Annotated in this window: 10 protein-coding genes; 5 read left to right on the top strand and 5 right to left on the bottom strand. The window is 64.3% G+C overall.

Annotated elements, in window-relative coordinates:
- Window positions 1-311 precede the first annotated feature (311 nt).
- Window positions 312-446, top strand: coding sequence for a hypothetical protein (locus tag H0S73_RS26190; RefSeq protein ID WP_262031849.1), 135 nt, complete (start codon window positions 312-314; stop codon window positions 444-446).
- Between the two features lie 83 nt (window positions 447-529).
- On the opposite strand, the gene H0S73_RS24015 is transcribed toward H0S73_RS26190, so the two are convergent.
- From H0S73_RS24015 to H0S73_RS24000, 4 genes are read right to left on the bottom strand one after another with little or no spacing between them, the layout of a single operon-like run.
- Entirely contained in the window at window positions 530-1735 is a 1206-nt protein-coding gene (locus tag H0S73_RS24015) for an acetate/propionate family kinase (RefSeq protein WP_181054753.1), read from the bottom strand.
- Window positions 1732-3156: a bifunctional enoyl-CoA hydratase/phosphate acetyltransferase gene (locus H0S73_RS24010; protein ID WP_181054752.1), complete on the bottom strand. Its 1425-nt coding sequence runs from the start codon at window positions 3154-3156 to the stop codon at window positions 1732-1734. Before H0S73_RS24010 ends, H0S73_RS24015 begins: the two co-directional genes overlap by 4 nt.
- Window positions 3153-3353 carry a hypothetical protein gene (locus H0S73_RS24005; protein WP_181054751.1) on the bottom strand — a complete coding sequence of 67 codons (201 nt, stop codon included), beginning with the start codon at window positions 3351-3353 and terminating at the stop codon, window positions 3153-3155. Before H0S73_RS24005 ends, H0S73_RS24010 begins: the two co-directional genes overlap by 4 nt.
- 59 nt (window positions 3354-3412) lie before the next feature.
- Window positions 3413-3901: a CreA family protein gene (locus tag H0S73_RS24000; RefSeq protein ID WP_181054750.1), complete on the bottom strand. Its 489-nt coding sequence runs from the start codon at window positions 3899-3901 to the stop codon at window positions 3413-3415.
- 221 nt (window positions 3902-4122) lie between these two features.
- Here H0S73_RS24000 and H0S73_RS23995 point away from each other — a divergent pair, with 221 nt between their 5' ends.
- From H0S73_RS23995 to adhP, 4 genes are all read left to right on the top strand, one after another.
- The gene (locus tag H0S73_RS23995) at window positions 4123-5202 is read left to right on the top strand and encodes an HlyD family secretion protein (RefSeq protein WP_425488249.1); all 1080 of its coding nucleotides are present in this window, start codon (window positions 4123-4125) and stop codon (window positions 5200-5202) included.
- A complete protein-coding gene (rbbA, locus tag H0S73_RS23990; protein ID WP_410055141.1) occupies window positions 5187-7964 on the top strand; it encodes a ribosome-associated ATPase/putative transporter RbbA in 2778 nt (925 codons plus the stop codon). Before H0S73_RS23995 ends, rbbA begins: the two co-directional genes overlap by 16 nt.
- 3 nt (window positions 7965-7967) lie before the next feature.
- Entirely contained in the window at window positions 7968-9089 is a 1122-nt protein-coding gene (locus H0S73_RS23985; protein WP_181054748.1) for an ABC transporter permease, read from the top strand.
- A 99-nt stretch (window positions 9090-9188) separates the two neighbouring features.
- Window positions 9189-10214: an alcohol dehydrogenase AdhP gene (adhP, locus tag H0S73_RS23980; protein WP_181054747.1), complete on the top strand. Its 1026-nt coding sequence runs from the start codon at window positions 9189-9191 to the stop codon at window positions 10212-10214.
- A 336-nt stretch (window positions 10215-10550) separates the two neighbouring features.
- Here adhP and ftsH read toward each other — a convergent pair whose 3' ends face one another.
- On the bottom strand, window positions 10551-12461 hold the full coding sequence (gene ftsH, locus H0S73_RS23975) for an ATP-dependent zinc metalloprotease FtsH (protein WP_181054906.1): 1911 nt from the start codon (window positions 12459-12461) through the stop codon (window positions 10551-10553).
- Window positions 12462-12479 lie beyond the last annotated feature (18 nt).

The raw sequence follows: 12479 nt of genomic DNA, 5'->3' as shown, positions 1-12479 counted from the left end.
CAGTGATGACATCAGAGCGACGATTTCTCGAAAAAGGGCGCTGTGAAAGACTCTCCTTCAGGGATCGCTCTCTGAAGTCACGCTCGCGTATCGCAGGTTTCATGGGAGCCCTGACCATCTTATTGGCCCCAGGCCACCCAACGCGATCGGATGAGTTCGACCCGCTTGCTGTCCACCAGGAGGCAAGGCCTCTGAATGACCGATGGCAGGCCTGCGCCGCGTTATTCGTTAAAGGAAGGCTTCAGGGCCCGCGGACGCCCGAAGCGTTGGCTGAGAAAGCTCTCGATCACTGTCGGGCACAGCAGGCCGCCTTGGACCGTTTTTTCGTCGCAAAGATCGGGAAGAGGGCGGCAGAGAACGTGATGATGATCCTGCGCGACAAGTATCGGTCTGACCTGACGGCGGCCATTGAGGAGCTTCGGACGCGCGACAAGGACCGGGAGTAAGGGCGATCTCAAGGGAATTCCCATGCGCCACCCCACCCTCGTGCGATTATCAGAGCGTTGAAGGGGTGGCTCAGGAGCGTCATCTAGGACCGGGTCCCAGAGAAATTAGGCCCCGCAAGCAGCTCATTGGTCCGCAGGGCCGCGATCCATTCCTCGTTCGTAGGCTCGACCGCGACCAGGACCGGGCTGGCCTCGGCGGAGATGATCGGCCCATTGGATTGATTAGCCGAAGGGTCGAGCGCGACGCCCATGAACGCCAGATCCCGGCAGATGCGTTCCCGCAGAACCGCATTGTGTTCACCGATCCCCGCCGTGAACACGAGAAGGTCGAGCCCGCCGAGGGCGGCGGTCATCGCGCCGATCTCGCGCACGATGCGGCGGACGTAGAGCGCGAGGGCATCGCGGGCGCGGGGCTCCTCAGCCTCCCGGTCGAGCAGGACACGCGGGTCTGATGAAATTCCGGACAGGCCGAGAAGACCGGACTTGTGGTAGAGAAGCTGTCCGACGTCATGGAGCGAGATCTTCTCGATCTCCATCAGATACAGCAGGGCGCCGGGATCGAGGGCGCCGGTGCGGGTTCCCATCATGAGCCCGTCGAGGGCGGAAAAGCCCATCGTGGTCGCCACGCTCTGGAGATCGCGCATGCCGCAGAGGCTCGCGCCGCTCCCGAGATGGGCGACAATGGTCCGCCCCCGGGCGCGGCCGCCGTAGCGCTCGGCCAGCACAATCGACTGGTATTCGTATGACAGGCCGTGGAATCCGTAGCGGCGGATTCCCCGCTCCCAGGCCTCCCAGGAGAGCGGCAGCATCTGCTCGACATGGGGCAGGGTGTGGTGGAACCCCGTATCGAAGCAGGCGACCTGGGGAAGTTCGGGCTGCTCCTCCAGGAGCCGCTCCATGGCCTCAAGCGCGAACGGCTGATGCAGGGGGGCCAAGGGGATGTAGCTGCGCAGGTCCGCCAAAACCTCGGCATTCACGAGGGTCGGCTCGAAATAGCGGCTTCCGCCATGGACGACGCGGTGCGCGATGGCGCGGATCCTGTGATCGCCACGCCGCGCCTGGACCCGTCCGGCAATGTGAGTGAGGGCGGCATGGTAGGGATCCAACGGGTCGAGAGCAATCGGGGAGGGAACAACGCCGGTCTCGCCGAAGGTTGGGCTGGGTCCGGTGATGCCGTCGACCTTGCCGTTCCAGACCGGTTTACGGTTGTGTTGGACGCCATTGGTGTCGAACAGCGCAAACTTGATGCTCGAGGAGCCGCAGTTGAGGACGAGGATCAGGTCGGTCATGGAGGGCTCACTCGGTAGTGATGGGCCAGCAGCACGGCGAGGGCGCAGGACGCCAAGCGGGAATCGCGCCCGTCGGCGCGGCTGGTCAGAATGATCGGCACCTTGGCGCCGAGAGCGATGCCGGCAGAATCGGCATTCCCGAGATACTCGAGCTGCTTGGCGAGCATGTTGCCGCTTTCGAGATCGGGCACGACCAGGATGTCGGCTTGGCCCGCCACGGGCGAGACGATGCCTTTGATCTTTGCCGCAGCGGCGGAGACGGCATTGTCGAAAGCCAGCGGTCCGTCCACCACGCCGCCCGTGATCTGGCCGCGATCCGCCATCTTGCACAGGGCCGCCGCGTCGAGCGTCGCCTGCATCCGGGGGGAGACGGTCTCCACGGCGGCCAGGATGGCGACGCGGGGCTGCTTCACGCCGAGAACATGCGCCAACTCGATGGCGTTCTGGACGATATCCATCTTCTCCGGCAGCGACGGGGCGATGTTGACGGCGGCATCGGTAACGATGAACGGGCGCGGATAGGCCGGGGTCTGCATGACGAAGCAGTGGCTGACGCGCCGCTTGGTGCGAAGCCCGCTGCCCGAGGCCACCACGGCTCCCATCAGCTCGTCGGTATGGAGGCTCCCCTTCATGAGAGCTTCGACAGTACCGGACGAGGCCAGTTCGACCGCCCGTTGGGCTGCGGCATGGCTATGCGGCACGTCCTCGATGCTCATGCCGGAGAGGTCGATGCCTGCCGACGTGGCGACGCTCTCGAGGCGGGACCGCGGCGCCACGAGGACCGGGTCGATCAGGCCGGCGGCGCGGGCCTCGATCACAGCGGAGAGGCTCACCTCGTCGCACGGATGGACGATGGCGACCTTTATGGTCCCCAGCAGGCGAGCATGATCCAGAAGCCGCCCCATGCCTGAACTCTGAATCGTGAGCTTGACTTCGGGTAGGGCGCTGCGGGACCAGGTGACCTTCTCTGCCGGGGCGATGACGTCGACCGAGCCCTCGATCACGCGATCGCCGTTCTGGTTCGTGCAGTGACAGGCGAGCCGAAGTTGCCGGGTCCTGGGATCACGTGCCGTCACCTCGACCTTGAGGGCCAGGGTATCGCCGGACTGGACCGGCGAGAGAAACTGAAGCGTCTCGCCCAGATAGGTCGTTCCGGGTCCTGGCAAGCGCGTCCCCACGACGGCCGACAGGAGGGCGCCGCCCCACATGCCGTGGGCGACCATGCCATGGAGAAACGCGGCAGTAGGTTGATCGGCGTCCTGCCGGAGCGGGTCGGTTACGCCGGAAAGCAGGGCAAGAGCCCGGATGTCGTCAGCGGTGAGGGTGCGCTCGATCACGGCGGTGTCGCCGATCGCGATTTCGTCGAACGTCCTGTTGCTCAGCGTGTCCACGGGCTCGCCGGCAGGGGAGGTATCATTCATCGGTTTGTCTTTTCGGATTGGTGAGGCCTGATCTTCCAATGATCGGGCCAGAAGGCGATCACGGCGATGATCAAGGTCAGCAACAGGAGCGCCACCATCATTTGAATGACGCCGAAGTTCGTCGCGTCCTTGGCGACGAACCATCCCGTGACCACGCCGGCTACGATCAACAATCCCCGGACAACCCAGTTGAGCATTCGATCCTCTAAGTTTGTTCTGATGATAGGTCCGCAGCGAAGCGTGCAATCCTGAACCGCTACTGCGGGCGGCCCTTGGTCCAGGTCGCCTGCACGCTGTAGAGCGGCACAGTCGAGATCGACATCTTGGCACTGCCCTGCTGCACCTGACGGGTATGGGCGAGATAGACCAGAGTATTGTTCTGCCGGTCGTAGATGCGGTTGACGACCAGCTTCTTGAAAATCAGGCTTCGACCCTCGTTGAAGACCTCCTCGCCGTTGCGGTCGAGATCGATCTCGCCGATGGTGACGGGACCGGTCGTCTGGCAAGCAATCGCCGAGTTCGAGGGGTCCTCGAACCAGTTCCCCTGTTGCAATCTGTCAATCAGACTGCGTTCGAAATAGGTCAGGTGGCAGGTCACGCCTTGCACCTTGGGGTCCTGGATGGCTTCGATAACGATGTCATTCCCGACCCAGTCGGTTCTCACCTTCCCGACGACCTCGGCCTGGGCCGGAATGCTGATCATGCCCGCAACCGTGAGGACTGCCGCAGAAAGAACTCGATTCATCTTCGCAAAACTCGCTTTTCGTTCTCCGCCGGTGCCAGACTGGCGCTACAGGGCAATCAAACCCCACGAAGACCCAGATATCGATCCTTCTCCGCGGCAACCTTGATGTATATCAACGTCGGTTGACTTCCAGACCATGTAAGGGAGACTTCCGTTGTCGTGGCGGCATTACGAGGTGTCCCTGGTGGCCCTCGCCCGAAACAGGATGGACTTGAGGTATGATGAAGAAACCGAACCGTTGGCTGTTCAGGATCGGGGCCGTTATGGTTGCCGCCGCTGTTTTGTACGCGCTGTGGCAGTTCCTCCAGCCAGAAGGCTTGCCTGACGGCTTGGCCAGCGGCAACGGCCGGATCGAGGCGGTCGAGATCGACGTCGCCACCAAGACGGCGGGCCGGATCGAGGACATCCTGGTCAACGAAGGCGATTTCATCACGGCAGGCCAGATCCTCGCTCGGATGGACACCGAAGTGCTTCAGGCCCAGCTCAAGCAGGCCGAGGCGCAGAAGCAGCAGGCGGTCGTCAGCATCGAGACCGCCCGCCATCAGGTGGTCCAGCGCCAAGCCGAGCGGCAGGCGGCCACCTCCCTTGTCGCCCAGCGCGAGGCCGAGCGGGACGCTGCCCAGAAACAGTTCGCCCGATCCGAGGAGCTCGCGTCGCGAGGAACGACGTCGCAACAGGTTCTCGACACCGACCGGGCCAAGTTCGAGAGCGCAAACGCGGCTGTCAGCGCGGCGCAAGCCCAGGTCGCGGCGGCCGATGCGGCCATCGCCACGGCGGAGGCGCAGGTGATCAATGCCCAGGCGGCGGTCGATGCCGCCGCGGCCACCATCGAGAGCATCCAGGCTAACATCAGGGACAGCACCCTCCGGTCGCCCCGGGACGGGCGCGTGCAGTTCCGGGTGGCGCAGCCTGGCGAGGTGCTCGGGGCAGGCGGACGTGTGCTGAACATGGTCGACCTCAGCGACGTCTACATGACCTTCTTCCTGCCCACGGAGAGTGCGGGCAGAGTCAGGATCGGAAGCGAGGTGCGGCTCGTTCTCGACGCCGTGCCTCAATACGTCATTCCGGCCAAAGCCTCGTTCGTGGCCGATGTCGCCCAGTTCACGCCCAAGACGGTCGAAACGGCCAGCGAGCGGCAGAAGCTGATGTTCCGGGTCAAGGCACAGATCCCGCCCGAGTTGCTGAAGAAATACATCCGTGACGTGAAGACCGGCCTGCCAGGTGTGGCTTATGTGAGGATTGAAGAAGGAATGGAATGGCCGTCCAGCCTGCAGAACCTCGTGCCATGGCAGAACCAATGAACCGCGCCGCACCGATCAGTGCCGCGCCGACGTCCGTCGCCCATCTGCGGGCCATCAGCCTGGTCTACGGCAAGACACGGGCTCTCGACGACGTGAATCTCGACATCCCGGCTGGCTGCATGGTGGGCCTGATCGGCCCCGATGGCGTCGGCAAATCCAGCCTCCTTTCCTTGATCGCAGGCGCGCGGGCGCTCCAGACAGGCAGTGTCGAGGTGCTCGGCGGCGACATGGCCAAGGCGCTGCATCGGCAGGATGTCTGCCCCCGCATCGCCTACATGCCGCAGGGCCTCGGCAAAAACCTCTATCCGACGCTCTCGGTTTTCGAGAACCTCGAGTTCTTCGGCCGTCTCTTCGGCCAGGACCGGGCGGAGCGGAAACGCCGTATCGCCGATCTGGTCGAGAGCACCGGTCTGGCGCCCTTCGTCGACCGGCCCGCCGGCAAGCTGTCCGGCGGCATGAAGCAGAAGCTCGGTCTCTGCTGTGCGCTCATTCACGATCCGGACCTGCTGATCCTCGATGAGCCGACGACGGGCGTGGACCCGCTCTCGCGGCGCCAGTTCTGGGAGCTGATCGACCGCATCCGGGCGGGCCGGCCCGGCATGAGCGTGGTGGTCGCCACCGCCTACATGGAGGAGGCCGCCCGCTTCGACTGGCTCGTGGCCATGGACGAGGGACGGGTGCTCGCCACCGGCACCCCAGGGGATCTGCTCAAGCGCACCGGGACCACGGCGCTCGAGGAGGCTTTCATTGCCCTGATGCCCGAGGAGAAGCGCCAGGGTCACAGGGCCGTGACGATCGTTCCGCGCTCGGGCAGCGAGACCGAGATCGCCATCAGGGCCAAGGATCTGACCATGCGCTTCGGCGACTTCGTGGCCGTCGATCATGTCAGCTTCGAAATCCCGCGCGGCGAGATCTTTGGCTTTCTCGGGTCGAATGGCTGCGGCAAGACCACGACCATGAAGATGCTGACGGGCCTGCTGCCGGCGAGCGAGGGAGAGGCTTGGCTGTTCGGGCAGCCCGTCAACGCTCAGGACATCGAATCCAGGCGGCATGTCGGCTACATGTCGCAGGCGTTCTCCCTCTACACGGAGCTGACCGTCCGCCAGAACCTGGAGCTGCACGCCCGCCTGTTCCAGGTGCCCGAGGAGGTCATTCCCGGCCGGATCGAGAGGATGGCGGGCCGCTTCGATCTCGGCGACGTCATGGACCTGCTGCCGGACAGGCTCCCGCTCGGGCAGCGCCAGAGGCTGTCCCTCGCGGTCGCGATGATTCACGAGCCCGCGATGCTGATCCTGGACGAGCCGACCTCCGGCGTCGACCCGATCGCCCGCGACGCCTTCTGGCAGATCATGATCGACCTTGCCCGCAGGGACAGCGTGACGATCTTCATCTCGACGCACTTCATGAACGAGGCCGAGCGTTGCGACCGGATCTCGCTGATGCATGCCGGACGCGTTCTCGTCAGCGAGACGCCTCAAGCCTTGGTCGAGAAGCGTGGGGTGAGGACGCTGGAGGAGGCGTTCATCAGCTACCTTGAGGATGCCGTCGCCGAAACTCAGGCAGGCGCTGCGCCGATGGCGCAGGAAAAGGCCCTGCCGAGGCAACCGGAACCGGTCGTCCCAGTCGGCCACTCCGGCCAGAAGGCGGCAGGGCGGTTTTTCAATCCCCGCCGCATGTTCAGCTACATGATGCTCGAGGCGCTTGAGCTCCGCCGTGATCCGATCCGGGCCACGCTGGCGCTTCTCGGCAGCATCCTTCTCATGTTCATCATGGGCTACGGCATCAGCATGGACGTCGAGGATCTCTCCTTCGCCGTTCTGGACCGGGACCAGACCACGGTCAGCCGCGACTACACGCTCAATCTCGCCGGATCTCGCTACTTCATCGAGCATGCGCCGATTACGGATTACGACGATCTCGATCGGCGCATGCGCGCAGGCGAACTCACCCTGGCTCTCGAGATCCCGCCCGGCTTCGGACGCGACATCGCGCGGGGACGGCAGGTTCAGATTGGAGCCTGGATCGACGGCGCCATGCCGATGCGAGCCGAAACCGTCAGTGGATACGTGCAGGGCATGCATAGCCAATGGCTGGCCTCGAAGATCGAAGCGGCAAGTCCCGTGACCATCGAGACCCGCTTCCGCTACAACCCCGATGTTGAGAGTTTGAAGGCCATGGTGCCGGCGGTCATCCCGATCCTGTTACTGTTGATCCCGGCCATGCTCGCTGCCCTCAGCGTCGTGAGGGAGAAGGAGCTCGGCTCGGTCGTGAACCTCTACGTCACGCCCGTCACCAAGCTGGAATTCCTGCTCGGCAAGCAGCTGCCCTATGTCGGGCTGGCCATGCTCAACTTCCTGCTGCTGACCGTGCTGGCGGTCACGGCCTTCGGCGTGCCGCTCACCGGCAGCGTCCTGACGCTCGCGCTGGGGGCCGTGGCCTATACGTATGCGGCGACCGCCATGGGCCTGCTCATGTCGTCCTTCATGCGCAGCCAGATCGCGGCGATCTTCGGTACCGCCATCGCGACTCTCATCCCAGCGGCACAGTATTCTGGCATGATTGATCCGGTTTCCTCGCTAGAGGGAGTGGGGGCGTTCATCGGACGGATCTATCCGACCACCCATTTCCTGACCATCTCGCGTGGCACCTTCTCGAAGGGCTTGGGGTTCTGGGATCTGCAGGCCTCCTTCTGGCCTCTGCTGATCGCCATGCCGGTGCTCATCGGGGCAAGCGTGATGCTCCTGAGGAAGCAGGAGACCTGACCGATGCGGTGGGCCAATATCTTCAATCTCGGCATCAAGGAACTGCGCAGTCTCGCCCGCGATCCGATGATGCTGTTTCTTGTCGTCTATTCCTTCACCGCAGCCGTCTACACCGCCGCCACCGCGATGCCCGAGACACTCAACCGGGCGCCGATCGCCATCGTCGACGAGGATCGCTCACCGCTCTCGGCCCGCCTCGTCGGGGCGTTCTACCCGCCGTCTTTCGTCGCGCCGAAACTGATCACCGCGGCCGAGATGGACGCCCGGATGGACGCGGGGCTGGATACCTTCGCGCTCGACATTCCGCCCAACTTCCAGCGGGACGTCCTGGCCGGCCGCCAACCCACGATTCAGCTCAATGTGGATGCGACCCGCATGAGCCAGGCCTTCACCGGAAGCGGCTATATCCAGCAGATCGTCGGCGGCGAGGTGAATGCGTTCGCTCAACGCTATCGCGCGGCGCAGGTCCTGCCGGTCGATCTCGCGCTGCGGGCACGGTTCAACCCCGAGCTGAACAAGGGCTGGTTCGGCGCGGTGATCCAGGTCATCAACCAGGTCACGATGCTGTCGATCATCCTGACCGGGGCGGCGCTGATCCGCGAGCGGGAGCACGGCACCATCGAGCATCTGCTGGTGATGCCGGTCACGCCAGCCGAGATCATGACCGGGAAAATCTGGTCCATGGCCCTGGTGGTTCTCGCCGCCTGCGCCTTCTCCCTCGCGTTTGTCGTCCAAGGGCTGCTGTCAGTTCCGATCGAAGGCTCGGTCGCGCTGTTCCTGGCTGGTGCGGCCCTGCACCTGTTCGCCACTACGTCTATGGGCATCTTCATGGGAACGGTGGCCCGCTCCATGCCGCAGTTCGGCATGCTGCTGATTCTGGTCCTGATTCCGATGCAGATGCTCTCGGGCGGCATGACGCCGCGCGAGAGCATGCCGGAGCTGGTTCAGTATGTGATGCTCGCGGCGCCGACAACACACTTCATCTCGTTGGCCCAAGGAATCCTGTACCGCGGGGCGGGTCTGGACGTGGTCTGGCCGCAGTTTCTCGCGTTGGCGGCCATTGGGGCTGTCCTGTTCAGCCTCTCATTGGCAAGGTTCCGGACGACCATCACCGACATGGCTTAACCCATGAGCCATCAGGGCAGCGACGAGCCCGTCTTGTTTCCAATCCAGGTCATCTCATCGCCCGGGGCATATCAGGACCATTCAAAGAAGGAAAAACACATGACCACGATGATGAAGGCAGCCCTGGTTAGGGAGTTCGGACGACCGCTGGCGATCGAGGAGGTGCCGGTGCCCGAGCCACGCCCCGATCAGATCCTCGTTCGCATCGCGGCCACCGGTGTGTGCCACACCGATCTTCATGCGGCCCGCGGCGACTGGCCGGTCAAGCCCAAACCGCCGTTCATTCCAGGTCATGAGGGCGTCGGCATCGTGGCGGCGGTCGGTCGTGACGTGAAGCGCGTCCGGGAAGGGGATCGGGTCGGTATTCCATGGCTGCATACGGCCTGCGGCTACTGCCCCCATTGCCGCACTGGGTGGGAAACCCTGTGTGGTTCGCAGCAGAACACGGGCTATTCCGTCAACGGCAGCTTCGCCGAATACGCGGTGGCCGACCCGAACTATGTCGGCCGCCTGCCGGACACCCTCGACTTCGGCCCGGCGGCGCCCGTGCTCTGCGCCGGGGTCACCGTTTACAAGGGCCTGAAGGAGACCGAAGTGAAGCCCGGCGAATGGGTGGTGATCTCTGGCATCGGCGGCCTTGGCCACATGGCCGTGCAATATGCCAAAGCCATGGGCATGCGGGTGGCGGCCATTGATGTTCATCCCGAGAAGCTCAAGCTCGCCAGGACGCTCGGGGCCGAGATCGCGATCAACGCTCGTGAGGCGGATCCGGTGCACGAGCTACAGAAGACCATTGGCGGAGCCCATGGCGTGCTCGTCACCGCCGTGTCGCCCGCGGCCTTCGAGCAGGCCTTCGGTGTGTTGCGCCCCCACGGCACCATGGCGCTGGTCGGCCTACCACCCGGCAAGTTCGCCATGCCGATCTTCGACACGGTCTTGAAGCGCATCACGGTGCGCGGGTCCATTGTCGGCACGCGTCAGGACCTCGAAGAAGCGCTGGATTTTGCCGGTCAGGGTGCGGTCGCGGCCCACTTCTCGTGGGACAAGCTCGAGAACATCAATCAGATCTTCGAGCGCATGGAAGCCGGCCAGATCGACGGGCGGATCGTCCTGCAAATGCAATGACTCCGGAAAGGTGCGCGGCCCCATTGGCGTCTTCCGCAGATTGTGTCGAGGGTTGAACCGTCGACACAAATCCACGGCAGAGAATGCGAATGACCAGGTCCGAACCAGCATCGCCCCTGGGGTCGGCACTGAACCGAGATTGCGATACGCCGACAGCCGAAAGTTTGGATGGTCGGTTCTGGGTTCGCTCCGTGGAGGGGCGCTTGGCTCACCTCTCAAACGGGGCGCCAGGGGTCTCCAGTCAGGAAACCGCCCGGCGGTTGGCTGACATGGGTCGGAACATCGCCGTCGAGCCCATGCGCCGCAGGCTTCTCGTCAAAATTGGCAAACGCCTCGCTATGCCCGCGGCATAGAAGCCGCGGGCTGAAGGCCCTCTTCACTCCTGGCTCCTGTTCCGCGGCGATCGGATTGAGCCACTCTGTCGGGAGTGGATTCATCAGGTTGCCGGAGCGCCGGGAAATCGTCAACCGTGATGGTTTCCTTCTTCAGGAGCAGCATTGCCCCGGCCTCCAGATCGCTCATCCGGTCGCGAAGAATGGCCAGGGCGCGCTCGAACGCCTGATCGACAAGATTACGGCTTTCGACGTCGATCTCGCGCAGGGTTTCCTCGGACGCGTTCGGCCTCTCGATCGATGGCGCGCCTAAGAAGGGCTGTTGCGGGGGGAGGTAGGTGCGCTGCCCGGTGGCGCCCGCCATGCCGTAGCGCGTCACCATCTCGAAGGCGACCGCCGTCGCCCGCTGCAGGTCATCTGCGGCTCCGGTCGAGATTTCGCCTGCGAAGATCAGGGACTCGGCGGCGCGCCCGCCCATGAGCACGGCGATGCGGTTCTGCAGATCGCTCTGCGAGAGGAGAAAGCGGTCCTCCGTCGGGCGCTGGATGGTGTAGCCAAGCGCCCCGACGCCGCGCGGGATGATCGAGACCTTGAGCACGGGGTCGACTCCGGAGAGGCTCGCAGCGACCAGGGCATGGCCCATCTCGTGATAGGCCACCCGGCGCTTCTCCTCCGGATTGAGAACGCGGCTCTTCTTCTCCAGGCCGGCGACGATGCGCTCGATGGCGGCGGTGAAGTCGTCGAAGGAGACATCCTGGGCGTTGCGGCGGGTTGCGATGATCGCCGCCTCGTTGACGAGGTTGGCCAAGTCGGCGCCGGTGAAGCCCGTTGTCAGGCCAGCGATGTCGTCGAGGTTCACACTCGGTGAGAGTTGAATTTTGCGCACGTGAACCTTCAGAATATCCACGCGGCCCTTGCGGTCGGGCCTGTCAATGAGAACCTGCCGGTCGAAGCGACCTGGCCGGAGGAGGGCGGGATCGAGCACCTCGGGCCGGTTCGTCGCCGCGAGCAGGATCACGCCGCTCGACGGATCGAAGCCGTCGAGCTCGGCCAGGAGCTGATTGAGCGTCTGCTCCTTCTCGTCGTACCCACCCGTGATGTTGCCGGCGGCGCGGCTGCGGCCGAGCGCATCGAGCTCATCGATGAAGATGATGCAGGGCGAAGCCTTCCGAGCCTGCTCGAACAGGTCCCGGACCCGCGCCGCTCCGACGCCGACGAACATCTCGACGAACTCCGAGCCGGAGATCGAGAAGAACGCAACGCCAGCCTCGCCAGCAACGGCGCGGGCCATCAGGGTCTTGCCAGTGCCGGGAGGGCCCACCAGGAGGATGCCCTTGGGCAACCGGGCCCCGAGACGGCCGTAGGACTTCGGGTTCTTGAGGAAGTTGACCACCTCCTGCAGCTCGAACTTGGCTTCATCGGCCCCGGCGACATCCGCGAAGGTCACCTTGGTGTCGGTCTCGACATAGACCTTGGCCTTCGACTTGCCGATCGACATGAGGCCGCCGAGCCCCTGGCGCTCGGCCACCCGGCGGAACAGGAACGACCACAGGAGATAGAAGGCAAAGGCCGGCAGAATCCACGACAGGATCGTCGAGATGATGCCGCCGGAGGGAGCACCCGTAACCGTGACGCCCTTGGCGGCGAGCTTCTCGGCCAGCGTCGGGTCGACCCGGGCCGCCGCAAAGTAGGAGCGGCCTTCCGCCGTTGGCTCCTTGAGGGCGCCCGTGATGGTGTCCTGCCCGATCGTGACCTGGGCGACCTTGCCGTCGGCAACAAGCTGCTCGAACTGGCTGTAGGGGATGGTCTCGACCTGCCGGTACGTCGTCCAGAACTGCTGGATCAGCAGGACACCGAGAAACGCCGCGAAGATATACCAGAGGGTCCACTGCTGCTTGCGCGCGTTCGGCTCCATCACCTTGTCTCCCTACGA

This window comes from Microvirga mediterraneensis, from assembly GCF_013520865.1.
Taxonomy (GTDB): Bacteria; Pseudomonadota; Alphaproteobacteria; order Rhizobiales; family Beijerinckiaceae; genus Microvirga; species Microvirga mediterraneensis.
The sequence above is the reverse complement of the archived record's forward strand: the minus strand, read 5'-3'. Positions and strand labels throughout refer to the sequence as shown.